This window comes from Glutamicibacter sp. NPDC087831 (assembly GCF_044742845.1).
GTDB lineage: Bacteria > Actinomycetota > Actinomycetes > Actinomycetales > Micrococcaceae > Glutamicibacter.
Genome location: NZ_JBIUVH010000002.1, coordinates 574515 through 601052 on the forward strand (window position 1 = coordinate 574515; position 26538 = coordinate 601052).

The 26538-nt window shown below is 62.9% G+C and carries 25 protein-coding genes; 12 read left to right on the plus strand and 13 right to left on the minus strand.

What is annotated here, in order from left to right; all coding sequences use genetic code 11:
• Window positions 1-192: 192 nt before the first annotated feature.
• Window positions 193-564 carry a hypothetical protein gene (locus ACIOJF_RS09165; RefSeq protein WP_402741543.1) on the minus strand — a complete coding sequence of 124 codons (372 nt, stop codon included), beginning with the start codon at window positions 562-564 and terminating at the stop codon, window positions 193-195.
• Here ACIOJF_RS09165 and ACIOJF_RS09170 point away from each other — a divergent pair.
• A complete protein-coding gene (locus ACIOJF_RS09170) occupies window positions 552-1148 on the plus strand; it encodes a cysteine hydrolase (RefSeq protein ID WP_332727878.1) in 597 nt (198 codons plus the stop codon). The two genes, ACIOJF_RS09165 and ACIOJF_RS09170, sit on opposite strands and share 13 nt — an antisense overlap.
• Complete coding sequence (locus tag ACIOJF_RS09175; protein ID WP_105656083.1) at window positions 1139-1477, plus strand: hypothetical protein; 339 nt, start codon at window positions 1139-1141, stop codon at window positions 1475-1477. Before ACIOJF_RS09170 ends, ACIOJF_RS09175 begins: the two co-directional genes overlap by 10 nt.
• A 74-nt stretch (window positions 1478-1551) precedes the next feature.
• On the opposite strand, the gene ACIOJF_RS09180 is transcribed toward ACIOJF_RS09175, so the two are convergent.
• Both ACIOJF_RS09180 and ACIOJF_RS09185 read right to left on the minus strand, forming a co-directional pair.
• A complete protein-coding gene (locus tag ACIOJF_RS09180) occupies window positions 1552-2007 on the minus strand; it encodes a DUF421 domain-containing protein (protein ID WP_105656084.1) in 456 nt (151 codons plus the stop codon).
• Window positions 2007-2543, minus strand: a complete 537-nt coding sequence (locus ACIOJF_RS09185) for a hypothetical protein (protein ID WP_402741544.1) — start codon at window positions 2541-2543, stop codon at window positions 2007-2009. Before ACIOJF_RS09185 ends, ACIOJF_RS09180 begins: the two co-directional genes overlap by 1 nt.
• Before the next feature lie 190 nt (window positions 2544-2733).
• Here ACIOJF_RS09185 and ACIOJF_RS09190 point away from each other — a divergent pair, with 190 nt between their 5' ends.
• From ACIOJF_RS09190 to ACIOJF_RS09200, 3 genes are all read left to right on the plus strand, one after another.
• Window positions 2734-3096 (plus strand): 4a-hydroxytetrahydrobiopterin dehydratase, encoded by a 363-nt coding sequence (locus tag ACIOJF_RS09190; protein WP_402741545.1) that lies wholly within the window; start codon window positions 2734-2736, stop codon window positions 3094-3096.
• Between the two features lie 27 nt (window positions 3097-3123).
• The gene (locus tag ACIOJF_RS09195; RefSeq protein WP_402741644.1) at window positions 3124-3384 is read left to right on the plus strand and encodes a VOC family protein; all 261 of its coding nucleotides are present in this window, start codon (window positions 3124-3126) and stop codon (window positions 3382-3384) included.
• A gap of 141 nt (window positions 3385-3525) precedes the next feature.
• Window positions 3526-4764 carry a M20 family metallopeptidase gene (locus ACIOJF_RS09200; protein WP_402741546.1) on the plus strand — a complete coding sequence of 413 codons (1239 nt, stop codon included), beginning with the start codon at window positions 3526-3528 and terminating at the stop codon, window positions 4762-4764.
• Window positions 4765-4899: 135 nt separating this feature from the next.
• On the opposite strand, the gene ACIOJF_RS09205 is transcribed toward ACIOJF_RS09200, so the two are convergent.
• The 6 genes from ACIOJF_RS09205 to ACIOJF_RS09230 are packed head-to-tail and all read right to left on the minus strand — an operon-like array spanning window position 4900 to window position 11375.
• A complete protein-coding gene (locus tag ACIOJF_RS09205) occupies window positions 4900-6321 on the minus strand; it encodes a GntP family permease (RefSeq protein ID WP_402741547.1) in 1422 nt (473 codons plus the stop codon).
• A complete protein-coding gene (locus ACIOJF_RS09210; protein ID WP_402741548.1) occupies window positions 6318-7115 on the minus strand; it encodes a triose-phosphate isomerase family protein in 798 nt (265 codons plus the stop codon). Before ACIOJF_RS09210 ends, ACIOJF_RS09205 begins: the two co-directional genes overlap by 4 nt.
• A 6-nt stretch (window positions 7116-7121) precedes the next feature.
• A complete protein-coding gene (locus tag ACIOJF_RS09215; protein ID WP_402741549.1) occupies window positions 7122-8087 on the minus strand; it encodes a 3-hydroxyacyl-CoA dehydrogenase family protein in 966 nt (321 codons plus the stop codon).
• Between the two features lie 46 nt (window positions 8088-8133).
• Entirely contained in the window at window positions 8134-8601 is a 468-nt protein-coding gene (locus tag ACIOJF_RS09220) for a ribose-5-phosphate isomerase (RefSeq protein ID WP_402741550.1), read from the minus strand.
• A gap of 31 nt (window positions 8602-8632) precedes the next feature.
• Entirely contained in the window at window positions 8633-10348 is a 1716-nt protein-coding gene (gene dhaL, locus ACIOJF_RS09225; protein WP_402741551.1) for a dihydroxyacetone kinase subunit DhaL, read from the minus strand.
• 37 nt (window positions 10349-10385) lie between these two features.
• Window positions 10386-11375: a sugar phosphate isomerase/epimerase family protein gene (locus tag ACIOJF_RS09230; protein ID WP_402741552.1), complete on the minus strand. Its 990-nt coding sequence runs from the start codon at window positions 11373-11375 to the stop codon at window positions 10386-10388.
• A 115-nt stretch (window positions 11376-11490) separates the two neighbouring features.
• Here ACIOJF_RS09230 and ACIOJF_RS09235 point away from each other — a divergent pair, with 115 nt between their 5' ends.
• Complete coding sequence (locus ACIOJF_RS09235; RefSeq protein WP_402741553.1) at window positions 11491-12174, plus strand: GntR family transcriptional regulator; 684 nt, start codon at window positions 11491-11493, stop codon at window positions 12172-12174.
• Between the two features lie 16 nt (window positions 12175-12190).
• Here the strand turns inward: ACIOJF_RS09235 and ACIOJF_RS09240 are convergent, their stop codons facing one another.
• The 4 genes from ACIOJF_RS09240 to ACIOJF_RS09255 are packed head-to-tail and all read right to left on the minus strand — an operon-like array spanning window position 12191 to window position 17703.
• The gene (locus ACIOJF_RS09240) at window positions 12191-14578 is read right to left on the minus strand and encodes a glycoside hydrolase family 3 N-terminal domain-containing protein (protein WP_402741554.1); all 2388 of its coding nucleotides are present in this window, start codon (window positions 14576-14578) and stop codon (window positions 12191-12193) included.
• 28 nt (window positions 14579-14606) lie between these two features.
• Entirely contained in the window at window positions 14607-15443 is an 837-nt protein-coding gene (locus tag ACIOJF_RS09245) for a carbohydrate ABC transporter permease (protein ID WP_402741555.1), read from the minus strand.
• Window positions 15443-16363 (minus strand): carbohydrate ABC transporter permease, encoded by a 921-nt coding sequence (locus ACIOJF_RS09250; RefSeq protein ID WP_402741556.1) that lies wholly within the window; start codon window positions 16361-16363, stop codon window positions 15443-15445. The genes ACIOJF_RS09245 and ACIOJF_RS09250 overlap by 1 nt, the downstream gene beginning before the upstream one ends.
• A gap of 5 nt (window positions 16364-16368) precedes the next feature.
• Entirely contained in the window at window positions 16369-17703 is a 1335-nt protein-coding gene (locus tag ACIOJF_RS09255) for an ABC transporter substrate-binding protein (RefSeq protein WP_022875664.1), read from the minus strand.
• Between the two features lie 362 nt (window positions 17704-18065).
• On the opposite strand from ACIOJF_RS09255, the gene ACIOJF_RS09260 reads away from it, so the two are divergent.
• The 6 genes from ACIOJF_RS09260 to aqpZ all read left to right on the plus strand — a co-directional run bounded on the left by ACIOJF_RS09260 (window position 18066) and on the right by aqpZ (window position 26458).
• On the plus strand, window positions 18066-19079 hold the full coding sequence (locus ACIOJF_RS09260) for a LacI family DNA-binding transcriptional regulator (protein ID WP_402741557.1): 1014 nt from the start codon (window positions 18066-18068) through the stop codon (window positions 19077-19079).
• Between the two features lie 306 nt (window positions 19080-19385).
• Window positions 19386-21119, plus strand: coding sequence for an ABC transporter ATP-binding protein (locus ACIOJF_RS09265; RefSeq protein WP_105656088.1), 1734 nt, complete (start codon window positions 19386-19388; stop codon window positions 21117-21119).
• Complete coding sequence (locus ACIOJF_RS09270; protein ID WP_105656089.1) at window positions 21120-23204, plus strand: ABC transporter ATP-binding protein; 2085 nt, start codon at window positions 21120-21122, stop codon at window positions 23202-23204.
• 149 nt (window positions 23205-23353) lie between these two features.
• Complete coding sequence (locus ACIOJF_RS09275; RefSeq protein WP_208294295.1) at window positions 23354-24277, plus strand: LysR family transcriptional regulator; 924 nt, start codon at window positions 23354-23356, stop codon at window positions 24275-24277.
• A 142-nt stretch (window positions 24278-24419) separates the two neighbouring features.
• A complete protein-coding gene (locus ACIOJF_RS09280; protein WP_402741558.1) occupies window positions 24420-25535 on the plus strand; it encodes an FUSC family protein in 1116 nt (371 codons plus the stop codon).
• Between the two features lie 158 nt (window positions 25536-25693).
• Window positions 25694-26458 (plus strand): aquaporin Z, encoded by a 765-nt coding sequence (aqpZ, locus tag ACIOJF_RS09285; RefSeq protein ID WP_402741559.1) that lies wholly within the window; start codon window positions 25694-25696, stop codon window positions 26456-26458.
• Window positions 26459-26538: the final 80 nt, after the last annotated feature.

A 26538-nucleotide genomic window follows, 5' to 3' on the forward strand; every position in this document is an offset into this window, starting at 1 on the left:
ATAGCTGGTAGTTGGTAGAGAACCGGGAAACGCAACGTGAGGAGAATGACCATGGGATTCATCGACAAAGCCAAAGATGCCATTTCGCATGCTGCCGACAGATTCAAGGATCCTGACAAGGACCTGGTTGAGAATCTCTGGCCGCTGGGGCAACCCGACGATGAGCACCTGCCAGCCGACTCCGGGGAACCATCAGAAGAGGACCTGGAGCAGCCCGGCAATCACCTGCCTCCTGTCCAAGGAGCCGACCCCGACCTTGACGATTCCCCGGAAGACCAGTATTCCGAAGGCGACGGGGACCGCTAGCTGTCCCATGGCCAAACCGAGTTCAGGAGGCAAACCATGCAGACCTGCGATATCTGCGGCAATGCGAGCGAAACGGTGTTCACGCTCAGCCGGAACGGGCATTCGGGCCGCTTCGACAGTTTCGAATGCGCCATCCACGCCATGGCCGAAAGATGCACGCACTGCGGTTGCGCCATTCTGGGCCACGCCGTCCACCACGGCCAGGAGGCGTACTGCTGCCAGCACTGCGCCGAACACGCTGAGCCATGAGCGCGACAAGCGACTTCAGCCATCCCGCGCTGCTGCTCATTGACCTGCAAGAAGGATTCTTCGAGGACCCGGCACTGGCGCTGGCCCGCCAGGATCTGGCAGCCCGCTGCAACCAGCTGGCCGTAGCGGCGAGGGCCTGCGGGTACCCGGTGATCAGCGTGCGCACCGTGCACAAGGAAGACAAATCCACCTGGACGCTGAAGATGCTCGAAGACGACCAGGGCTACCTGTTCGAAGGAACGGAGCAGGCCGCGTACCTGGCGGAGTTGGAACTGGACGGGGCCATCGAAGTGGTTAAGCGCCGGGACAGCGCGTTCTGGGATACGGAGCTCAAGGACCTGCTGCTGCAGCACCGCGCTAGTTCGCTGGTACTCGCCGGGGTTTCCTCCGAGACGTGCATCTCCGCCACCGCGGCCGATGCCTTCGCTGCGAACTTGCCGGTGGCGGTGGCCACCGACGCCACCGCATCGGCCGACCCGGATTTCGAAGGGACTACCTTGGAATTCATGCGCAAGCAGCATCGGCAGAAGCTGAAGACCACCTTGGAAATCATTTCCGATTGGAAACACGAGAAGGAGCTGGAATGTCACTGAATAATTCTGAATTCGACGACGTGCGCAAGGACTCGGACACGGACGAGCCGTTGGATGGGCGCGATAGCCAGCCGGCGGCTGGGTCATCGGATGCACCCCAAGCCCAGGACGCCGAGGATCCATTGCGCGGAGCAGACCGGGTGCTGGAGGAAAACGACGGCGATCCCTTGGCGCTCAATCCCGAAACGCTGCTTCCCGAACCGATTGACGGGCAGCGTCCGGTCGACGATACGCTGCTGGACTACCCCGACCAGGATGACGAGCAAGGCCTGGACGCCGAGCGGACCGCCAACCTGCCGGACCAGCGCGAAACACCCGATCAGCAGTAGCGCACCGGTGGGCTGAGAACCGCAGAAGGGGCATCCCGTGCAGGGATGCCCCTTCTGCCCTTGCCAAACCGTGGTCACGGGCGGGATTCGGCTTCCTGGGTGAAAAAGGAAATCTTGCCGCTGGCTTCCAGGATCGCCAGCCGGATGCTGCTGTAGTTCTCGATGCCAGCCTGGCGGGCGAGCATGCTCAATTCGTCCAGCCCAATGCGCTCGTTGTGCAGGGCCTTGCGGTCCAGGACCCCGTCGCGGACCAGCACAATCGGGCGGCCCTGCATCAGCTTGCCCAGCTTGGGCCAGCGCATATTGGCGAAGTTCAGCGCAGCGGCCAGGACCACCATGGTGAATACTGCCAGCAGGCTGCCGGTGAGCGAACGGTCCTCCATGGTGATCCCCTGCTGCACCAGGTCGCCCAGGACGACGAACAGCACCAGCTCGAAGGAACTGAGCTCGCCCAGGGTCGATCTGCCGGCGGCGCGCGTAACCAGCCACAGGATGATGAAGGCGGTGGCTGCGCGGATGACTATTTCCATCAGGGGATCCTCCAAGTTCTGATCTTCAGGTCGGTGCTTTCGCCGTTGGCAGTAATTCCGAGCACGCCCTTGGCGCTCGGCGACCATTCGTCCGAAGCCCGACCCGTGAGGGTGGCAACCATGTGCCGCGACCCCGGTGCCGGGGCCACCTCGAATTCAATGGTTCCATCAGCTCGGCTCGACTCGGACTCCGGTTCGGGAAAGGCCGAGAAGTCCTCGAAGAGCATGAGATAGTCCTCGCTCAGGTCCAGTGTGATGGTCTCGGTCAAAGGGTCGGCAGAGCTGATCCCAACCCTCAGCTGGATTTCATTGCCGGCACGGACCACCGCGGGAAACTGCAGCTGGACCGCGAAGCCGTCGGCCTGTCGTTCCATGCTCTTCTTCTGGTCGAATGCGCCGAGCAGAGCCGCCAGCACGAAGGCTGCAATCACGAGCAGGGCGGCGAGGCTCAGCAGCCGGCGTCTGCGATTGCTGTCCTCCGAGGTGATGTCATCCAGCGTCGAGTCGCTGATCTTGGCCTGGAAGATATTCAGCATGGGATGGGGCCCTCCTTGCGCTCTTGCTATCGAGGCTAAGCCGATTCGCCTGCGCCAGGACCAGCCGAGTTCCGGTTCACAGGCGGCATCCAGTTCGCAGCAGCTGGCGCTGGCGCCAACCTGTGCATTGCGGCCGACCGCTTGAGCCGGCCCGGAAGTGGTGCCACAGTTGCACCAGGAGGAGGAGATCATGACCGTAAACGACCGCATTGAAAGCACCGAATTGGCCTCCAGGCTGGAGGCTCTGCCGCAGTGGCGCAAGCTGGCCGGGAAGCTCTGCGCGGTGTATGAGGCCAAGAGCTCGGCAGAAGCCATCGAATTGTTCAGCGACATCGCTGCCGCAGCGCAGATGGCCAACCACCATCCTGATGTGGACTGGCGCTACAACCTCTTGTTCGTTTCGACCGTGTCCCACGACGCCGGTGGCGACATCACCGAAAGGGACCTCGCGCTGGCCTCGGAAATCACGCAGCGGGCCGCCGCCTTGCATGCCAAAGCGCGCCTGGATTTGATCAAGGTGGTGGAAATCGGCATCGACACCGACGACGCCTAAGCCATAACCGGGGATTGGGCCGCCGGCCTGGGCTACCGCGAGCAGCCCGACGGCAGCCTCGCCGATCCTGCGGGCAGGTTGCCGGCCATCTGGTTCCAGCACACCCCGACGCCTCATCCCTCCCGGCTGCATCTGGATGTGTGGGTTCCCCACACCGAAAGCGCTGGCGTGCTTTCGCAGCTGGAGAGCCAGGGTGCGGTGCTCGATGAGCGCAGCGCTCCGGGTTTCACCATAGCCAGCGACCACCAGGGCAACCGCTTCTGCATCTGCACCGAGCAGGACCGCTAGCGGCCTTGGCCTGAGCCGGCGATTTCTCCCGGTGCAATCGACCGGATTCTGGACTGTGCTGCCGGCCAGGGGATAGATTGACAGCGGATAAGCCAGCGGGGCCTTGGGGGCTCGGATGCTGGGCGCGATGGAAGGAACCCGATGGGCACTGCACAGGAAATCACCGCCTCGATCTCGCAGCAGCTGCCCTGGCAGGAGGAGCTCTATAAGCATTTCCACCGGCATCCGGAACTGGGCCTGGCCGAGCACGAGACCTCGGCGCGAATCTGCGAGGAACTGGAGGATCTGGGCTATGAAACCTGCCTGATCGGCGGTACCGGAATCGTCGGAATCCTGCGCAATGGCGAGGGGCCGGTGGTACTGGCCCGGGCCGACATGGATGCCCTGCCGGTCGCCGAGGACACCGGGCTGGAATATTCCTCCACGGTCCCCGGGGCCATGCACGCCTGCGGCCATGACATGCACATGGCCACCTTGCTGGGAGCGGCCAGGTTCCTGGCCGGGAACCGCGAGCGCTGGTCCGGCACCTATCTGGCGTTGTTCCAGCCAGCCGAGGAGACCGCCGCAGGGGCCAAGGCCATGGTGGCCGATGGGCTGGTGGAGAGGATCCCGAAGCCCGATGTGGCGCTGGCCCAGCACGTGATGCCCGTCGAAGCGGGGAGGATCGGCACCACCGCGGGACCGATCCTTTCCGCCGGCGACAGCCTGCGCATCACCGTCTACGGGCGCGGTGCGCACGGCTCGATGCCGCATAATTCGGTGGACCCGGTAGTCCTGGCCTCGTCCATCGTGCTCAAGCTGCAGACCATTGTTTCGCGTGAAACCCGGCCCGGGCAGTTCGCAGTATTGACCGTCGGCGCGTTGAATGCCGGTAGCGCCGCGAACATCATCCCGGACCGGGCCCAGCTGCTGCTGAACATTCGCACCTATGATCTCCAGCTGCGCCAGCACGTCATCGACTCCATCGAACGCATCGTGCGCGGCGAATGCGCCGCGGCCGGCTCGCCCAAGGAACCGGACTTCGAGTTCTACGACCAGTTCCCGCTGACCAGCAATGACGCGGTGGCCAACGACCGGATCACCAAGGCTTTCGAAGCCCACTTCGACCAGGGCCAGGTCTACCAGGCCGAACCGGCCACCGCCTCGGAGGACTTCAGCATCATCCCCGATTCCTTCGGCATCCCGTACACCTACTGGACGGTGGGCTGCGCGGATCCGGACGCCTATCGGGCGGCGGTCGCCGAGGGCACCGTTGCCTCGAAGATCCCGGCGAACCACTCGCCATTCTTCGCCCCGGTGATCCATCCGACCCTGGAAACCGGAACCCGCACCCAGGTGGTGGCCGCTTTGGCCTATCTGGGCCACGGGGCACCGGACTAGGCAGTACGGTGATGTCCGCCGTCCGGGGCAACTAGTGACGCCAATAGGCGAGCTGCCCGGCAAACCGATCGGTTCGCCGGGCAGCTCGCCCATCCAGTGCCACCGGCGCGTATTCAACGCCCGCGGGTATTGTGCCTATGCCACCAATGCGTAGAGCAGCCAGCACAGCGCGAAGCTCATCACGCCGATGGCGGTGGCAATCACGGTCCACGTCGACAGTGCAGTCTTCGTGGAGATGCCCAGGAAACGGCTCACCAGCCAGAAGCCCGAGTCGTTCACATGGGACAGGGTAATTGCGCCAGCGACGATCGCCACGACGATGCAGGCCAGCGCGAGCGGGGAATGGTCGCCGGAAGCGGCAACGGCCGGAGCCATCAGCCCGGCGGCCGTCGTGCCGGCCACAGTGGCGGAGCCCTGGGCGACGCGCATGATCACGGCGATCAGGAAGCCAGCCAGGATCAGCGGCATGCCCACGGCCTGGAGGCTCGAAGCCATCGCCCCGCCGATGCCGGTGGCGGTGAGGACACCACCGAAGATGCCGCCGGCGCCGGTGATCAGGATGATCGAGCAGACCGGAGCGAGCGCGTCGTCGACAACTTTCTCCAGGGCCCCGCCGATCGGGCCCCCATGTCCCCGGATGATCAGCAGGTACATGGCCAGCAAGGTGGAGATCAGCAGGGCGATGGGGGTATTGCCGATGAATACCAGGATTTGGGCCCACAGCGCATCTTCCGGTACCGACCCCGTAGCCTGCAGGGTCTTGATGCCGGTATTCATGAAAATCAGGATCAGCGGCAAGAGCAGCAGGCTGAGCACTATCCCGAAGCTTGGCGGATTCTCCTGGTCTTCTTTGGGCTTGCCCATCAGCTCGGGGACGGAAACCATCTGGGTGCGGGCGGCGAGCACCAGCGCCAGCCGGTATCCGGCAAAATACCAGGTAGGCAGGCCAACGAGCAGTCCGACCATGAGCACCAGGCCGACGTCGGCGCCGACGATTCCGGCAGCTGCCACGGGTCCCGGGTGCGGTGGCACCAGTGCGTGCATGACCAGGAATGCGCCCGCCGAGGGCAGCGCGTAGCGCAGCAGTCCGCCGCCCACCCGGCGCGCCACCGTGTAGATGATGGGCAGCATGACGATGAAGCCGGCATCGAGGAAGATGGGGAAGCCGAAGAGCAGGGAAGCAACGGACAACGCCAGCGGGGCGCGCTTCTCGCCGAACAGGCCGATCAGCTTCGCGGAGATCACCTGGGCGCCGCCGGAGGTTTCGATAATGCGTCCCAGCACCGCGCCGAATCCCACCAGCATCGCCACGGTGCCCAGCGTCTTGCCGAAGGGCCCGACGATGGTGTCGAGCAGATCCTGTGCGCCCACTCCGGCGGCGACCGCGGTCAGCAAGCTGACGATGATCAATGAGAAGAACGCATGCATGCGCACCTTCATGATCAGGAACAGCAGCAAGGCTATGGCCAGCACCGCGATCAGCAGCAGGACGGGAATGGGCAGCGTCGCCTCGGGTGCCGTAGCTGCTGCCACCCTGAGGGAGGTCAGTTGAATCATGGGGTCTCCAGTTGAATTTGGCGGGCGCGCGCTTCATCGAGCACGAGGCCGAAGTTGGCTGGGTCATGGGCGAATCGGCCCAGGAAGAGGCCATCGGCCTCGGGAAGGCGGGGGAGCAGGCCCGGGCCTGCGCTGCCACCGTAAATCAGCGCTACGGGTTTCTCGCTGAGGGTCAGTTTTTTGCGGATAATCCTCAATACGGCATTGATGTGCTCGGCGGATGCCGGTTGGGCGGCGCCAATCGCCCAGACCGGTTCATAGGCGAAGAGCACCGAGGCCGGATCGACCGCTTCTTGGGTCCCGCTGCCCAGCGCTGCGGCGATCTGCTGCAGGCATTGGCGTGCTGCGCTTGGCGCGTCGCCGTGTTCCAGCTCTCCGATGCACAGCAGGGGGCGCAGGCCGGCCGCGGCGGCAGCGCGTACCTTGGCTGCCACCACATGGTCGTCTTCACCGAAGTCTGCACGTCGTTCGGCATGCCCCAGCTCCACGATCTGCACCCCGAGTTCTGCGAGCATCCCGGCACTGACCTCACCGGTGATGGCACCCTCGGAGGCCGCACAGTTCTGTGCGGCCAATTGGCACCCTGTACCGCGCAGTATCCGCGCCGCTGATTCGAGCACCGGGAAGGACGGAGCAACAAAGGCAACGACTTCTGAGGTTGCTGTCCCTGGCGCATCGTGCGCAAGCAGTTGCTCGCGGATCCCTTCGAGCCAAGCCAGGGACCGTGCGTAGCCCAGATACATTTTTGTGCTGACGCCAATGTATTGGGATTCGGAGCGAATGATCGTGGACATGGACCGCTACTGGGCGTTCTGCGTCGCCAGGGGCGCCGGGCCGAGTTCCTTGAGCAGCTTGCCCATCTTCACGTACGCCTCGTTGCGGTAGGCGATCAGCTCCGGCAGCTGGTCCGCAGGCACATCCAAGAAGCCCCCGCCGGACTTGGTGCCCAGTTTGCCTGCCTCGATCTTTTCGGTGAGAATCCCTGGGGTGGCGAAGCGTTCAGGGAAGTCGGACTGCAGGGAGGTGTAGCAGAAGTTGTATACATCCAGCCCGGCCATGTCGGCAATCGCGAAGGGACCGAAGAACGGCAGGCGGAAGCCGAAGGTGGTGCGGACCAAGGTGTCGATGGCCTCGGCCGAGGCAACGCCGTCCTCCACCAGCTGGGTAGCTTCGTGGAAGAGCGCGTACTGCAGGCGATTCAGGACGAAACCGGTGACGTCCTTGACCACCGCTGTCTCCTTGCCGGTGGCCTCGACGTATCCGACGGCCGTGTTGATTGTTGCCTGGGAGGTTCCCTCATGGGGAATGATCTCGACGCCTGGAATGAAGGGCGAGGGATTGGAGAAATGCACGCCCAGGAAGCGCTCCGGATTAGCTACGGCACTGGCCATGTCGCCAATCGAGATGGTCGAGGTATTGGAACCGATGACGGCTTCCGGATCCGCGGCGGCGCTGATCTGCCGGAGGATGTCGTGCTTGATGGACAGGATTTCGGGGACTGCTTCCTCGATGAACTGCGCCCCGGCAACCGCTTCCTCCAAGGATGGCGCCGCCGACAGGTTCTGCTTCAGGATTTCGGTGGCGCCTTCCGGGAACAGGCCGCGGGATTCGAAATCAACAGATTCGGCCAGCAGGCGTTCCAGGTTCTTCTGCGCAACCTCTGCCGAGGTATCGGCCAAGGCTACGCGTGCACCAGCCAAGGCCAGCACCTGGCCAATGCCGCCGCCCATGTAACCCGAACCGATGATTGCTACTTTGATATCCATAATGTGTGTCTTTCTGGGAAGTTGATGAGTTGGCCTTGCAGCGGGCTTAGTTTGCTTCGGGCTCGTATGAGCAAATTGCGTCGACCTTGGCAGCGGATCCGCTGGTGGCGTCGAATTCATACCCTAGCCATTCGGTGGCCAGCTTCTTAGCCAGCTCCAATCCGATGACGCGCTGGCCGAAGGTGAGCACCTGGGCGTTGTTGCTGAGCACCGAACGCTCCACCGAGTAGGAGTCATGGGCGGTGACGGCACGGATGCCGGGAACCTTGTTGGCGGCGATCGCGACACCCAAGCCGGTGCCGCAGATCAGCAGCGCGCGGTCCGCTTCGCCCGCGGCCACCCGCCGTGCGGCGGCGACAGCAACATGCGGGTACGCCGTTGAGTCGTTGGATCCCACGCCGGCATCCACCACGGATTCTACGCGGTCATCGGCTTCGAACAGGGCTTTCAGTGCGAGCTTGTAGTCCACTCCGGCTTCGTCGTTGCCGATGATGATTTTCAGTTTCTTTTCCATAGCTTTCCTCGTTCTGCTGTGCTTCGTGGGGTCAGGCCAGGGTGCTGCTGGCGTGCTGCGTGGCGAGGCCGGCAACGATCAGGGCAAAGGAATACGCGCCCGGGTCCTGGTGGCCCAGCGATTTCTCCGACAGGGGGCGGGCCCGGCCTTTCTTCGGCCGCAAGTTCGCCGTGGCCGCCGCCGCTGCCACGGCGTTGCCGGCCGCGTCTTCCAGGACCTGGTCCACCGGATTGCCGGCGTCAATGCCTTCGCGGATGGCCTGCGCGTAGGGGAGCAGCGCATCGACCATGGTCTTGTCGCCCAGATCCGTTTTGCCCAGGGTGATGACCGCAGCGCCGAAGGACTCGACAGCGTGGGCCAGATCGGGGGCGCTGTATTGCTCGCGGTTGCCCAGCGACACTCCGATGGCGGTGATTCCGGCTCCCCAGAGGGCGCCCGAGGTTCCTCCGGCTTTCTCGCTCCATGCCTCGCCGGCGGCAGCCAGGACATCGCGCACGCTGCGGTTTCCGGCCGCGGCCTTCGCGGCACCGACCGCCGCTTCGATGCCGCGGCGCATGCCGATCCCGTGGTCGCCGTCCCCGGCGATGGCGTCGAGATCCCCGAGTTCCGCTTCGTGGCGCACGATGATTTCCCGTGTGGTTTCCAGCAGCCCGGCGGCCTGCTGGCCCAGCTGCGCCGAAGCTCCGGTGGCCACCTCGTGGGCCGATTCCTCGGTGTCGTCCACCGTGAAGTTGCGGCGCTCGGCGGTCGTGAGGTTGCCGCGCCGGAAGGCCGGAGTATCGGCCGGGGCGCTCCAGAGCCGTTCGAGTTCCTCGTCCACCCAGAACAGGGTCAGCGAGGCACCGGACATGTCCAGGCTGGTGACCAATTCACCGCATTCTGGCTCAACTACTTGCAGGCCGGCGGCGCTCAGCAGCCGCTCCACGTGGCCGAAGAGCACGAAGAGCTCCTCGTATTTGACCGTGCCCAAGCCGTTGACAAGAGGCACGACCCGGTTACCTGACTCGGCTGGACGGTCTGCCAGCAGCCGGGTGACCAGCAGCTCGGCTAGCTCGCGGGAGGTAGGCAACTGGTGCTCGGAGATCCCCGGTTCGCCGTGGATGCCCAGGCCCAGGGACATGCCCTGTTCCGGAACGTGGAATAGCGGGGCGTCGGCACCGGGCAGGGTGCAGCCGTCAAAGGCCACGCCAAGGCTCCGGGTCCGCTCGTTGGCCTTCTGCGCCAAGCGGACGGTTTCGTCGAGGTCCGCACCTTCTTCCGAAGCGGCCCCGGCGATCTTGAAGACGGTCAGGTCCCCGGCGATTCCGCGGCGTTCATGCTTGCGTTCCGGAGGGGCGCTGGCAATATCGTCAGTGACCACCACGGTGCGGGTTTCGATTCCGTCCACGGCCAGCCGTTCAGCGGCCTGGCCGAAATGCAGTACATCTCCGGCGTAGTTTCCGTAGCTGAGCAGTACCCCGCCGCCGGTGGAGGCGGCCTTGGCCACCCGGTAGATCTGCCCGGCGGAAGGCGAAGCGAAGAGATTGCCGCAGGCGGAGCCGGCAGCCAGGCCGGGCCCGACCAGGCCGGCGAAGGCCGGGTAGTGCCCCGAGCCGCCGCCGATGACGACGGCAACCTGGTTCTGCTTCATTTCGCTGGCACGAACCACGCCGCCGTCAACCCGTTCCAGGCGGTTGCGGTGCGCCGCGACCAGGCCGTCGATGGCTGCATCAGCGAATCCTGTGGGATCGTCAAAGATTTTTGTCATGTCTTCTGGAACCTGCTTGTGCTTGTCGGGAAACGGACTAGGACGCCTGGAGCTGCTGGCGGCCCTGGGCAACCAAGGGGGTGCCGAGCTGGTAGTCGGCGGTCTTGGGCAGGATCTGCTCGCGCAGGTAGCGCTGGTTGGTGGCGCTGACGCTTAGTCCGTCTCCGCCGTAGTGCTCGGTGCAGATGATGCCCTGGAAACCGTGCTCGAGGGCCACCTTGAAAGCTTCGCGGTAGCTGATCACGCCTGTTTCCAGCGGGGCCGGCATGGCGGAGAACTGCCCGCGCGCCACATTCTCATCGCGCAGGTAATTCTTCACATGCCAGTAGTTGGCGTAGGGCATGGTCTTGGCGATGAGCTCGTGGATGTCTTCGATGGGGCGGTGCACCCTCACCAGATTGCCCAGGTCCGGGTTCAGCCCGACGTTGTGCAGGTCGATGTCCTGGAGCAGGCGCACGGCCGAGTCGCCGGTGCCGATGTAGGTGTCTTCGTACATTTCCAGGGAGACCAGGAGCCCCAGCTCGGCGGCATGGGTGCCCAGCTCGCGGATTCTCGTTACCGCCTTCTCCCAGGTTTCGCTGTCGCCCACAGGATCCTGGTGGCCTTCAACTGTCCAGAACCACAGCTGCTCGCGCTGTGCGGCAGTCAGGGCCTGGTGCAAACCGAAGGAAACGACTTCGCAACCCAATTGGGCGGCGGCCTCCAGGGTGCGGTGGCTGTAGGCCAGATTCTCCTCCCAGTTCTGCGCATCGATGACGCTGCGGCGGATGGCCGAGATGGCTGGTGCGCCGACGCCGGCCGCTTGCGCGGTGGCCTTGAGCTCATCCAAGCGCTGCGTGCTGAGATCGCCGGGACGGACCCAGCCGTCGAAAAGATCGACGTTGGCGAAGCCGGCTTCGCGCACTTCGGTGAATACGTCGAGCCACACTGAGGCATCGGCGTCTTGGACGGTGCCTCCGGAGCGCAGTTCGTGGGGGAACTGCAGCAGGGCTGCGGTGATCGGCCAGTCGGCTGCGGTATAGGTCATTCTACCTCCAATATTTGAATCCAATATCCTATAGGATCTATGAAAGTGTGATCTGTGTCAATAGCTTGATCTGGAAGGTAGACCCAATGCGTGCCGACGAATATATGATGGTTTGATGGCTTCCGTCTTTTCCCAAACCTCGCTGCCCTCACGCCAGGTACTGGCTGATCGCGTGCATGAGGAGCTCCTCGCCGCCCTGATCGATGGGCGGTTTGAGGCTGACGCCGCGTTGAGCATCGACGGAATTGCCCGCGACTTGGGAGTCTCGCCGACCCCGGTGAGAGAAGCCTTGGCGCGCTTGGAACACACCGGAATGGTGCGGCGAGCGGCCCTCAAGGGCTATCGGGTGGCGCCGCTGATGACGGCAGAAGAACATGGCCAGCTGGTGGCCGTTCGGAAACTCATCGAAGCCGAGAATGCGGAACTGGCCTGCGCCCGGGCCGATGGGGACATGGTGGCACAGCTCGCCGACACCATCGAGCGGCTGCGCACCGCCCCGACCGGCGGGTCCTACAGCGAATTCCGCGACTATTGGAAAGCCGATGAGGACTTCCACCGGCTTATCGCGGAATTCACCGGCAACCCCTTCCTGCTTACCGCCTTCCAGGCCCTCGGCGGCCAGGTGCAGCGTTTCCGGCTCTTCGCCGGACGCGGCGTCACCGACGCCGATTGCGCCATCTCCGAGCACACCAGAATCCTCCAGGCCTTCGAAGCCGGGGATCCGCACGCCGCCCGAGCAGCCATGGAGAAGCATCTCGAAGGTGTCGGTCGGCGAGCGGTGGAAGACAGCAGCGAATAGCTATTGGACAGCCCCGCTAGGCTCCGCTGGGCGCAGCTTCCTGGAGCCGCTGCGAAGCCACTGCGCTCACCTTCACCGGCGTATCCATGACTCGTCCCTCCGGGACCTCGCGCACTTCACCGGTGATCGCGAAGGAACCGGCCAACGGCAGATCCTCGCTGCTGGTGCCCAGCTGGACGGCAAAGCTGCCAGGTTCCACGATGCGCCGGTTCTCCAGCCCGGTGAAGGAGGTGCGATCCGCGTGCACCAAGAAGCTCACGCGCTTGGACTCGCCTGCTTCCAGCGCCACCTTGGCAAAGCCGGCCAGCCAGCGGCGCGGCCGGACCACCGAGGAAAAATCATCGCCCAGGTAGAGCTGGATGACCTCGGCTCCCGAGCGCTCTCCGATGTTCGCGACCGTCGCCGAGATCTCCACGGTGCCGTCATTGGCGATTTCTGCAGCCGAGATCTGCAGTTCCGACAGCTCGAATCCGGTGTAGGACAATCCGTAGCCGAAGGGATACAGCGGCCGCGGATCAAGGTTGGACACGCCATCGGAGTACCAGCCTAGCGGGGGCTGGAGGTAGGTGCCGGGCTGCCCGCCGATATGATCGGGAATCTGCACCGGCAGCTTGCCCGAGGGATTGACCGCTCCGGTCAGCACCGAGGCCAGGGCCGGTCCGCCTTCCTCGCCGGGCATGAATGCCTGCACGATTCCGGCGGCCCGCTGGGCGAAGGCGCCCAGGGAGTACGGACGACCAGTCACCAGCACCAGGATGGTCGGCGTGCCGGTAGCCAGCACGGCTTCAACCAGGTCAGCCTGCCGGCCCGGCAGCGAGAGGTCCACCACATCGCACCCTTCCCCGGAGGTGCCGCGGCCAAAGAGGCCCGCGAGGTCGCCGACGGTCACAATGGCCACCTCGGCCGCGCGGGCGGCGTCCGCCGCAGCAGCGATGCCGCTGCCATCCGGATCGGTGAAATCGACACCGCGCTCGTAGCTGATCTGGGTTCCGGCAAGACCTGGCGCCGCGCGCAGCGAATCAAGAATGGACGGCAACTCAATGCCGTGGGCATCCTCGCCGAAGAAGCGCGAGAGCACGTGGTTGGTGAAGGAGTAGCAGCCCAGGTGGGCTCGCGGCTGGGAGGCCGAAGGGCCCACCACGGCGATGGATGCGGGAGCCGTCTGGGCGTCTAGCGGCAGGATCCCGGTGTTCTTGAGCAGGATGATGGATTCTTCGGCCATCTTTCGCGCATGGGCGCGGTTGGCGGGCGAGTCGAAGTCCACCTGCTCACCTTCCCAATCCGCTTCCGGCGACCATCCTGCGTCCAGCAGCCCGAGCTCGGCCTTTTGCACCAGCACGCGGCGGACCGCAGTGTCCAGCACCTGGGCATTGAGCCGGCCGTCGGACACGGCCTGGGCCAGGTTGCGGAAGGCATTGGTTTCGGGCAGCTCGACGTCCATCCCGGCGGCCAGCGAGATGATGCCGGCCTCGTCCTGGTCCTTGGCAATGCGGTGCATGGTTTCCAGGAAGCTGATGGCCCAATAATCAGAGACCACGGTTCCGGTGAAGCCCCAGCGTTCGCGCAGCACCTCGGTGAGCAGCCGGTGGCTGGCCGCGGGGGTCTCGCCGTCGATATCCGAATAGGAGTTCATCACCGACTTCACGCCGGCTTCGCGCACAGCACGTTCGAAGGGAGGAAGGATGACATCCTCGAATTCACGATGCCCGATGGTCACCGGGGCGTGGTTGCGTCCGGCGCGCGAGGCGGAGTACCCCGCGAAGTGCTTCAAGGTGGCGTGGACCCCGGAGCCCTGGATGCCGCGCACATAGGCTGTGGACAGCTCCGAGACCAGATGGGGATCTTCGCCCAGGGTTTCTTCCACTCGGCCCCAGCGGTAATCCCGTACCACGTCGAGCACCGGGGACAGTCCCAGGTGCACGCCGGCCCTCTTCATATCCGCGCCAATGCGCGTGGCCATCTCGCCCACCAGCTGCGGATCCCAGCTGGCGCCCCACGCGATCGAGGCGGGGTAGCAGGTGGCGCCCAGGGTGGTGAAACCGGTCAGGCATTCTTCATGCGCCAGGGCAGGAATGCCAAAGCGATTGGCCGCCATGACCTTGCGCTGCAGCTCGGCCAGCCGGGCCCTGCCCTCGGAGGGTTCCAGCGGTGCAGACCCGAAGGCGCGAGTGATCTGCCCCAAGCCATCAACAATTTCGGCGTCGAAACTAGCATGATCCTTGGAGAAGGTGTTTTCCATGGGGGCCACGTTGCCCTCGCCATTGCTGTTGCGCTCTGCCGGGCGAATCCAGAATGAACCGAGCTGGGAGACCTTTTCTTCGATGGTCATCTCGGCCATCAAGGCCTCGACGCGGGAGGCAATTGGCTTGCTAGCGTCATGCCAGGGGGAAATATTGGAGTTCACAATGTTCCTTTGCAGAAGTTCTTGGGGATTACTTGCTGAAGCCAGCGGTCAGGCCTGCCACTAGCTGGCGGCGGCCGAGAATGTAGGCCGCGAGGATCGGGACGCAGGAGAGGACCACGGCGGCGAGTACCGCCGGGATATCCACTGCGAATTCGCCCTGGTAGGTCCACAGGGACAAGGGCAATACGCGCACTTCCGAACTCTGGGTCAGGACCAGCGGGAAGAGGAAGCTGTTCCATACCTGCAATGCGTTGTAGATGCCCACGGCCATAATGGCTGGCTTGGATAAGGGAAGTACCAGCAACCGGAACATCTGCCAGTGGCTGGCACCATCTATCGTCATGGCCTCGTAGAGCGAGGAAGGAACATCGCGCAGGAAGTTGGTCAGGATCAGGACGCTGATCGGAATGGCGAAGGCGATGCTCGGCAGGATCAATGCCAGCAATGAGTCGTAGAGGCCCATTTTCACGATCATGTAGTAGACCGGGATGATGGTCGCCTGGATGGGGATCGCAATGCCCAGCAGGAACAGCCGGTGGCTGAACTTCGCGAAAGCTCCGCGGTTGCGCACTATCACGTAGCTTGCCAGCAGCGAAATCATCAGCACTACCGCGACCGACACCACGGTGACTAGAGCGGAATTGAAGAAGTACAGTGCAAAGTCGTTTTCCAGGACCCGGCCGTAGGCCTCGAAGCTGAGTTCCTTCGGCCATGCCAGCGGGTTGGAGCTGAAATACTCCTGGCGTGGCTTCAGGCTGGTGACCACGATGTAGTAGATCGGCACCACGGTGACCAGCAGCCAGAAGGTTGCAGCGAGACCGCCGGGAACGTTCGGAGCGTAGCCGCTCTTGGTTTGCAGTTTCATCAGGCGCCCTCCTGCTGGCTTTCCATCTTGTTGGTGTCGCTGAATTTGTTCAGCAGCAGCGAGACCAGCAGGCCCACGACCACCAGGATCACTGCAATGGCGCTGGCCGCACCCATTTGGTAGCTGCGGAACCCGGTGAGGTACATATCCAGCGGCAGGATGCGCGTGGCATTTCCCGGACCGCCGTTGGTCATCACGAACACCAGATCGAAGTAGGTCAGGGACCCGACAATCATCAGCGTGGAGCTGGTGATGACTGTGTACTTGATCTGCGGGAGCGTGACCGAGAAGAAGGTGCGCACGCGTCCCGCCCCGTCGAGCATGGCCGCCTCATTCATGGAGGTGGGGATCTGCCTGACCGCTGCTTGGTAGAGCAACGAGTGGAAGGGAACGAAGCACCACGAGATCACGAAAATCAGGACGTAGAAGACCAGGTCGGTGCTGCCGAGCCAGTCCTGGCTCAGCAGACCGATATTGAAGGCCTTGGACAATCCGAAATTCGGGTCCAGCAGCGCTTTGAAAGCGATGCCCACGGCGGCTGCGGAGAAGAGCAGCGGCAGGAAATAGAGCACCGAGTACACGGCACGATATTTCTGCTCGCCAGCCATGAACACGCCAATCAGTATGGAGATCGGCGCCTGGGTGAGGTAGCACAGCACGGTCATGGCAAAAGTGAGCCACATGGCGTTCAGCGTGACCGGGTTGGAGAAGGTCTGCTGCCAGTTGGCCATGCCCGCGAAGGACGGGGTGCCCAGCCCGTCCCAGTGCATGAACGAGAGTACGGCCACGCCCAGCAGCGGAACCAGGGCAAAGACGGCGAAGAACACTAGTGCCGGTGCCAGCAGCCAATTGCTCGGGCCGATGCTGGTGGCGCGCCGTTGGCGCGACCGCACCGGCGCAGTATGGGATTTCATCAGCATCAGGGCTACTTAATGGTCGAGTTCATGGTTTTCACAAACTGCTCCGGGGTAATGGAACCCTGGAAAATTTGCGACAGATTCGTCAGCAGGACCTGTGCCTGGTCGGGGGCCAGTGCTTGGTCCCAGGACAACTGGAAGTTCGGAGCGTCCTGCACAGACTTGTAGGCGTAGCCAAGGAAGTCCGAGTCCTCGCTAGCGGCGATGGCTTCCTCGGCACCGTCAACGGAAGGCACCAGGCCCAGGCCGATGAAGCTCTTCACCGATTCCTCATTGAGCGTGTAGTCGTTGAGGTACTCGAAAGCAGCCTGCTGGGCTTCCTCGGAGGCATCAGCCGACACCGACCAGAAGTTCGCCGGGTTGCCCACGATATTCGAGGGATCGCCCTTGCCTCCCTCGATAGTCGGGAATGGGGCGAAGCCCAGGTTCTCTTCCTCATACCACTGCGGAGCATCGGCCTTGAACCCGGCGTAGAGCCAGGATCCCTGCAGCAGCATGGCGGCCTTGTCGGTGTGAACCAGGGCGGCGTCGGCGTTCGCGTCGGCAACCACGGAGCCGAAGGAATCGCCGAAGCCGCCGGCATCGACCAGTTCCTGGATCTTGGTTAATGCCTCGGTGACCGCTGGGTGGCTCCAGGCGTCGGGCTCGTTATTCTGGATGGCTTGGAAGACCTCCGGGCCGCCGATGCGGTCGGTCAGGTAGGCGATCCACATCAGGTAGGGCCACTGGCTCTGTCCGGCGACAGCGAAGGGAGTGATGCCCTCGGCCTTGAAGGCCTTGACCACGTCGAGGGTTTCCTGCCAGGTGGTGGGGGCTTCGACGCCTACCTGCTCGAAGAGCTTCTTGTTGGTGTAGAGCACCACCGGCTGGGTGCTGTTGTTCGGGACGGCATACTGCACGCCGTTGACTTCACCGGTCTTCTCGATGGCCTCGATGGCACGTTCCTCCAGCGCATCGACCTTGCCGGTCAGATCCACGACATTGCCGTTGGCCACGTAGTCCGCTAGCGTGCCGCCGGACCAGTTGAAGATCAGTGTTGGTGCATTGCCGGCACCGACTGCGGTGCGGACCTTTTCCTTGTAGGCATCGTTGGCGAAAAAATCGGCCGCGATGGGCTGCTCCGGATTTCCCTCATTCCATTGGGCGAAGGAATCCTTGAACGCGTTCTGCTGGGTACCGGTCAGCGCCCAAGCGGAGAATTCGCCGTTGGCTTCTCCGCCCGGTTGCGCGCCGCCACAGGCGGACAGCGCCAGTGGGGCAATCATGGCTGCCGAAACCAGCAGCCGCCGCGGGGTGCTGAACTTCCGCGGAGATAAGGAGGGCGAGTTCTTGGCGTTGCGCATTGCGGGATTCCTTTGCTTGGCAGGGACGTGACAACAATCAACCGACGCATGCGAACGAAAGTTTCGGAAAGTTCGCGGCGGTGGAGAAAGGTTATAGTGTGGCGCAGGTCTCGTCAAGGATGAATTCCGAAAGTAGGAGTTTCTGAATTCCCGCTATAAATCAGCGCTAATGCAGCATTCCAGGATCGAATGTGGCGACGGTCGACGTGCGGAAATCTCCCATTAATTCGTTTTGGTCGTGAGAATGTTTCGAAAGTTTCGTAGTGGCGCTGGAAGATTTGCGATATATTATGTCGTGCATCACATGTGGTGCGAGTCGAGAGCTGGGCGATCGGCAGAACGCATGATTAGGAGGTGGCTCTGTGGTTATTCGACTTCAGGACGTTGCCGCGGCCGCGGGCGTGTCAATGTCAACGGCTTCGAAGGCGCTCAATGATCGCGGGGACGTCAGCGAGTCGGTGCGCCGGAAAATCGCGGCTATTGCCGAAGACATGGAATATGCGCCCCGCCGCCGTTCGAAAGAGAGCAATAGCCGCCAGCCAGTGGTTATCGTCTTCGACCACTTCAATAGCCCGTATGCGGCAACGGTGCTCAATGGGGCAATCCGAGCTGCGAAACGCGCGGGGGTTGAACTGGTCAATACCTGCATCGAGGGCGAGGCCCGGGGGCATGACGTGCTATCGATGGCCTGGCTGCGAGAGCAGGTGAAGAACGGCGTCGCCGGGCTGGTTCTTGTCACGACCTTCCTGGAAGACAGCAAGGTCCGCTGGTGCAGGAGCCATGAGCTGCCGGTGATCGTCATTGATCCCTCCGCGCCCAATGCGGAGCACATGGTTTCCATCGGGGCTACCAACTGGCAAGGGGGAAAGCAGGCAACTGAGCATCTCCTTGCCCTAGGGCACCGGAGAATCGGCTTCGCCAGCGGGCCGCGCCATTCGGTGCCGGCTGGGGAGAGGCTGCAGGGCTTCCGCACCGCAATGCAGGAAGCTGGCGTCCGGGTTGAAGAATCCCTTGTTGCAGGAGATAGCTTTACGCCTGAATCCGGTCGTGCGGCAGCGTTGAAAATGCTCCATGCAGAGAATCCGCCGACCGCGATCTTCGCGGTTTCCGATGATGTGGCGCTGGGCGTGCTGCGTGCGGCGGAGGAGCTGGGCATCGGGATTCCGCAGAAGCTCAGCGTGGTTGGCTTTGACGATGCGTCTGCGGCGTCGTGGATGTCGCCGCCGTTGACCACAGTGCGCCAGCCCCTGGACTCCATGGGGCAAATCGCCGTGGAGAGGCTGCTGGCGCTGGCTGATGATCCGGGCAGATTCGCCCATCCTTTCCAGTTGGAGACCAGGCTCGTGGTCCGCGAATCAACAGCCGCCTTGAAGTAGCGGCGCAAGCTGCAGGCGGGCGGTCTTCGCCGCCCCGGTGCGGTCACGCGGATTGAGCGGCTTACTGGCGTTTCAGGAATCCCGGGCGATTGTCCTGCCGGTATGTACACGGTTTATGATTAACGCCACCATGCCCGGGATCCTGCGGGAATGCGGGTACTTGCCAGTGATTGACAGAAATCAATCGCAAGGATGATTCAAAGTGTCCAAGGCGAGCGCTAGACTGGCAATCGCTCTTCAATCACGCTGCCCTTAATCCGAAGGTCCAGCATGCCGGAGAGCTTGATGCCAGCGAGGATTTCCCACATGCTTCTCAAGCTCATCTTGAAACACTCCAAGCCGTACACGGGGTGGATCATTGCCGTAGTCATTTTGCAGCTGGCCACCACCGTGGCCACTCTTTATCTCCCTAGCCTGAACGCCAGGATCATCGACGTCGGCGTGGTCGAAGCCGATATCGACTACATCTGGCGCACCGGCGGACTGATGCTGGTGGTGGCCCTCATCCAGGTAGCCACCGCGGTGGCAGCCGTCTATTTCGGGGCCAAGACCTCCATGAGCGTGGGCCGCGACATCCGCCAGTCGGTCTTCGAGAAGGTCTCGACCTTCTCGGCCCAGGACGTCAACAAATTCGGCGCCGCCACCTTGATCACGCGCGGCACCAACGACGTGCAGCAGATCCAGATGCTCACCTTGATGGCGTTGAACTTCATGATCACCGCGCCGATCATGTCCATCGGCGGCGTGATCATGGCGATCCGCGAAGATCCCGGACTGTCCTGGCTCGTTTGGGTTTCGGTACCGCTGGTGCTCATTGTCGTGGGCCTGCTGGTCATCAAGCTCATGCCGCTGTTCCGCGATATGCAGACCCGCATCGACGGGATCAACGGCGTGCTGCGCGAGCAGATCACCGGCATCCGCGTGGTGCGCGCCTTCGTGCGCGAAGAGCATGAGACGCAGCGCTATGCCGATGCCAACCAGAAGCTGACCGACCTCGGTGTCAAGGTCGGCAACCTGTTCGTGCTGATGTTCCCGGCGATCACCATGATCCTGCACCTGTCCACCGCCGCCGTGCTGTGGTTCGGCGGGCACCGGGTGGATAACAACCAGGTGGAGGTCGGCGCGCTAACCGCCTTCCTGCAGTACCTGCTGCAGATCCTGATGGCGGTCATGATGGGTACCTTCATGGCCATGATGATTCCCCGTGCCATGGTCTCGGCCGACCGCATCTCCGAGGTACTCGACAGCGAGCCGAGCATGCTCGACGCCGCCGAACGGCAAATCGCGCTGCCCACCCCGGGCACCGTGGAATTCAAGAACGTCAGCTTCGGATACCCCGGCGCCGAGGCGCCGGTGCTCAACGATATTTCCTTCACCGCCAAGCCGGGGCAGACCACTGCCATCATCGGCTCCACCGGTGCGGGCAAGACCACCTTGCTGAACCTGATCCCGCGGCTCTACGACGCCACCGAAGGCGAGATCCTGATCGGCGGGGTGCCGCTGAGGGAACTGGGACGCGACACCATTTCGCGGAACATCTCCGCGGTGCCGCAGCGCCCCTACCTGTTCTCCGGGACCATCGCCAGCAACCTGCGCTTCGGCGCCCAGGACGCTACCGAAGATGACCTGTGGGATGCGCTGAGGGTGGCCCAGGCCGACGGTTTCGTCGCCGAACGCGAAGGCCAGCTGGATTCGAAGATCTCCCAGGGCGGCACCAACGTGTCCGGCGGCCAGCGCCAGCGCCTGTGCATTGCCCGGGCCCTGGCCGCGAAGCCGAGCACCTACCTGTTCGATGATTCCTTCTCGGCACTGGATGTGAACACCGATGCCAGGCTGCGTGCGGCCCTGGCCGAACCGACCAAGGACGCCGCGGTGATCATCGTGGCCCAGCGCGTATCGACCATTACCGGTGCGGACCAGATCCTGGTCCTGGACCATGGCGAAATCGTGGCCCGGGGTACCCACGAGCAACTGCTCGAAACCTCGGAAACCTATCAGGAAATCGTGGCATCCCAGCTGAGCGTGGAGGAGGTGGCCTAAATGGCGAAGAAGCAGAAGAATATCGATCCGGAACAGCTCGAAAGCGAGCTTGCGGACGTCAATGAATTCGATGCCGCGGCGGGAGCCGACGACTGGAGCGGCGGCGCCCCGGTGCGCAAGGCCGAGCATTTCTGGCCATCGGCCAAGCGCCTGGTCGGGCTGATGTCCCCGTACAAGCTGGGCATGGTCCTGGTGTTCGCGCTGATCACCGTGTACGTGGTGCTCTCGGTGATCGCACCGCGGATCCTGGGCAAGGCCATGGACGTGATCTTCGCCGGGCTGATCGGCAAGAACATCCCGGCCGGCACGCCCGCGGAGCTGGTGATCCAGCAGCTGCGCGACTCCGGGCAGGGAACCCAGGCCGACATGCTCTCCAAGGTGGACTTCGTCCCCGGGCAGGGCATCGACTTCACCCAGCTTTCGCAGTACATCCTGATCGTGCTCTCCATGTACTTCGTCGCTTCGCTCTTCTCGTGGGCCTCGGGCTGGCTGCTGAACAAGCTGGTCATGCGCGTGGTCTACAACCTGCGCAAGGACGTCGAGGACAAGATCAACAAGCTGCCGCTGAACTACTTCGACACGCGCCAGCGGGGCGATCTGCTCTCGCGCGTGACCAACGACGTGGACAACATCCAGAATGCGCTGCAGCAGGCGCTGAGCCAGCTGGTCTCCTCGGCCATGACCGTTATCGGCATCGTGATCATGATGTTCGTGGTCTCCTGGCAGATGGCGCTGATCGCGCTGGTGGCCCTGCCGCTGTCGGCAGCTGCCGCGGGCATTATCGGCACCCGGGCGCAGAAGCTGTTCACCGCGCAGTGGAAGAACACCGGGGCGCTGAACGGGCAGATCGAGGAATCCTTCTCCGGCCACGAGCTGATGAAGGTCTTCGGCCGCGAAGCGGACATGGTGGACCGCTTCACCGCGCGCAACGAGGAACTGTACAAGGCCAGCTTCGGCGCCCAGTTCGTCTCGGGCATGATCATGCCGGTGATGAACTTCGTGTCCTACCTGGCCTACGTGGGCATCGCCGTGGTGGGCGGGCTGCGCGTGGCTTCGGGCACGATGAGCCTGGGCGACGCGACCGCGTTCATCCAGTACAGCCGCGAGTTCACCCAGCCGCTGGGCCAGATTGCCGGCGTGGCGAACATGCTGCAGTCCGGCGTGGCTTCGGCTGAACGCACCTTCGAGCTGCTGGACGCCGAGGAACAGGAACCGGACGACGCGCAGGACAGCCTTCCTGCCCGTGCCGACGGGCATGTCTCCTTCAAGAACGTGTCCTTCTCCTACTCCCCGGACAAGCCGCTGATTGAGGACCTGTCCTTCGACGCGGATCCGGGGCACACGGTGGCGATTGTCGGCCCGACCGGCGCGGGCAAGACCACGCTGGTGAACCTGGTGATGCGCTTCTACGAGCTGAATTCCGGGAAGATCATGCTCGATAACCGCGATATCACCGATCTTTCCCGCGCTGATCTGCGCTCGAAGGTGGGCATGGTGCTGCAGGACGCATGGCTGTTCGGCGGAAGCATCATGGAGAACATCCGCTACGGCCGGCTGGATGCGACCGATGAGGAAGTGATCGCGGCCGCGAAGGCGACCTTCGTGGACCGTTTCGTGCGCGCGCTGCCCGATGGCTACGACACCATCATCGACGAGGAAGGCACCAACGTGTCGGCCGGCGAGAAGCAGCTGATCACCATCGCCCGCGCGTTCGTGGCCAACCCGTCGCTGCTGATCCTGGACGAGGCGACCAGCTCGGTGGATACCCGTACCGAATTGCTGGTGCAGCAGGCGATGGCCGCGCTGCGCAGCGACCGCACCAGCTTCGTGATTGCCCACCGGCTGTCCACGATCCGCGACGCGGACACCATCTTGGTGATGGAGTCCGGCCGGATCGTGGAGCAGGGCAACCACGAGCACCTGCTGGGGACCCAGGGCGCCTACTACCGGCTGTACCAGTCGCAGTTCGCCGGCCCGGCCGAGGATGTGGATGCGAATCCGGATACGGCTGCGGTGCCCGCGGTAGCGGCCGGAGCCACGGTGGCCAGTGACATGGCACCGGAAGCAAAGGAAGAAACCGAGTAGGACCTTGAGTCGCGAAGACCCCGGCATCTGGCAGATTTTCACTGCCGGTGCCGGGGTCTTTTTGCATTGCCAGGCCTGCTTCTGATCGAACCGCTGCGGCACGCCCCCAGGCCATCGATAGCACTTGTTCCTGCAGGAAATGATGCAATATGAACATGATGCTTAGACAGTTGGAATATCTGGTGGCACTGGCCAATGAGGGACATTTTGCCCGGGCAGCTGAAGAATGCGCGGTCTCCCAGCCAGCATTATCAGAGGGCATTCGAAAACTCGAAAAGGAACTGGGCGCGCCATTGGTCCGCCGGGGCCATGCCTTCCAAGGGCTGACCGTTGAAGGCGAGACGGTTCTCAAATGGGCTCGGAAAATCCTGAAAGACCATGCCTCGCTGAGACAGGAAATCTCCCATTACGAGAATGGCCTGAATGGAACACTTCGATTGGGAACGGTTCCTGCTGCCTCTTCAACTGTTGCAACCCTCACCGACAAGTTTGCCCGTGCGCATCCGCAAGTGGGCATCAACGTCCAGGCGAGTCTCCATTCGGCGGACATCGTCCGTCAGATCAGGAACTACGAGCTTGACGCGGGCCTTATCTACGCGGAGCCGCAGGACCTAGCTGGACTGCTGGTCTATCCGCTCTATGCCGAGGAACATGTGCTGCTCACTGCGCCGGGGATGCTCCCCGAGGGCGCAACGACGGCTTGGGCGACGGCGTTGGAGTTGCCCTTATGCCTCCTCGACTCATCTCTTCGAGGGCGCCAGGTCCTCGACCAGACGCTCAGCCGGCACGATCTGGTAGTCTCGCCGCGAATCGAATGCGACTCGATAGTCACGTTGCTCGCGCATGTGTCCACCGGGAACTGGGCCAGCATAGTTCCGCGCCAGTGGTTGCCACCCTTGGGAGCTCTGCCTGGTATTGAGCTTTACAGGCTGGATGATCCGCAAGTTACCTCGCAAATTTCTCTTGTAATGGAAGACAGCAGTCCATTAACCCTGATGTCGCAGGCGCTCGAAAAGATAATTTCTAGCACATTCCCTGCGGTCGATATGCATCTCAGCAGGAATCATAAGTAGCACTTACTGAATCATCGGATCTAATTATTGGATCTGATCAATGGTAATCCCTGAACCTAGAACCAGACCCCAAGTCGCTTAGGAATTGGGCCGTGCAACTGGGAGCGGAGAGAACAGTGGAACCTGACCATCTTGAGGCACCATGGGATCCGAGGGATGCAGGCAATCAGATAATTGCCAGGACGACTCGGGATTCCATGATGACGGCAGGCAGAGCAGCTCCGGTCCCACAGTCATTGGTAAGTTCAAATTCACGCGCGGTTCGCTCGTGAATTGGCAGCTCTTCGCCATTTCGTACAGCCCAGAGATCCGCCCGGCCCTGCGCGTAGGCCTCGGATTGGGACTTCCGGGGATTGCACTGCTGCTGATTGGCAGAACGGACCTCCTTGCCTACGCTGTTTTCGGCTCCATTGTCGGGATGTACGGCCGAAATCCGCATCGCTCGCAGCGACTGAAGGACCAGGTGCTCGGAGCTGCACTGATGCTGTGTGCGGGATTTTGCGGGATCGCCATGGCCCCCTTGGGTATGCGCGGGTGGACGCTGCTTGCCGGAGGCATGTTCTGGGCGGCCTTCAGCTCATTGATCGCTGATCGATATGGGCTCAAGCCCGGCGGTGCCTTCTTTCCGCTCTTTGCGTTTGGTGCGTTGGGAACTTTGCCGGTGGGGGAACGTCCCGCCCTTGATGGCCTGGCCGCGTTCGTCGCCACCGCTCTGTTCAGCATCCTGCTCGGCCAAGCCGCACGCTTCGGACGAGTGGAAGAGTGCGGCTCGGAAGGCCTCGCGATTCCATGGCCCCGCATCCTGCGCAGGGCATGCACCTACCTGATAGTTGTTTTCCTAGCTGGAGCTGTCGGGATTACTCTGCAGGTCGAGCATCTCCAATGGACCATGGCCGGGGCGGCCGTTCCGCTTGCCGTCGGCAATGCCCGGGGCCGGTTGCGACGTGGGGCTCACCGCATCGGGGGAACCCTGGCCGGTACAGGCGTGTTGTTTGGGATCACGGCCCTGACTCCCAGCGAACTGATGATCGGCTGCTGCATCATCTTGCTGATGTTCCCAACCGAGGCCTATATGGTCCGGAACTACGGCCTTGCCCTCAGCTTTTTCACGCCGCTGATTATCCTGATGCTTCAGCTGGCTAATCCGAAGAGCGGATCCCAGATGGTGTGGGACTGCGCTATGGGAAATCTTCTCGGTGTCGTTGTCGGCATTGCGGCCGCTTCAATTTTCGAACGGCAGCCCCGAACCACGATCTAGAAACGCCGCAACTGCGGCGCGGCAGATCAGAAGCATGAACCCAGAAGAAAAATAAGACGAACGAGATCTATTAAGTAGCCGCAGGCCTACCGCAGCCCCATCGGCAGGACATAAGCTGGCCTTGAACTCGCATAATTCATCGAGGATAAGGAAAAAGCATGTCAGATGCAGCTGTGCCAACTGTTGGCGCAAAACTATCGGCAGAATTCTTGGGCACATTCGTGCTGGTCTTCGGTGGCTGTGGTTCAGCGATCTTCGCAGCCAAGGTCATCGCAGATGAAACCGTGAACATGGGCATCGGATTCCTGGGCGTAGCTCTGGCTTTCGGTTTCACTGTGCTGATCATGGCGTACGCAGTAGGGCATATCTCCGGCGGCCATTTCAACCCTGCCGTCACCCTGGGCACGGCCTTTGCCGGGCGCACCCCGTGGAAGGATGTCCTCCCGTACATCGTCACGCAGATCGTCGCTGCTTCGGTGGCGGGTGCCGTGCTGTTCTGGATCGCTTCGGGCAAGGACGGATTCAACGCAGTCGAATCCGGTTTCGCTTCCAATGGCTATGGGGAGCGATCGCCAGATGGCTATTCGCTGGTTGCGGCACTGGTCGCAGAGATCGTTTTGACTGCGATCTTCCTGTACGTGATCCTCGGCTCCACCGACAAGCGCGCGCCGCAGGGTTTCGCGCCGATCGCTATCGGCCTGTCATTGACCCTGATCCACCTGGTGTCCATTCCCATCACCAATACCTCGGTCAACCCGGCACGTTCCCTGGGCGTCGCATGGTTCGCCGGCCCTGAAGCCTTGGGCCAGGTATGGCTGTTTATCCTGGCACCGGTTATCGCTGCGGCCATTGCCGGTGTCAGCTACAAGGTGCTCTTCCCGGCCTTCGTGGACAAGGGTCGCGAAGGTTTCGACAAGAACTAGCAGATGATGGGAGCTCGCGGTTACCGCAGCTCGCTGAACCCAGTCCAGCAGACTTCGACGTCGGCTGGACTGGGTTCGTC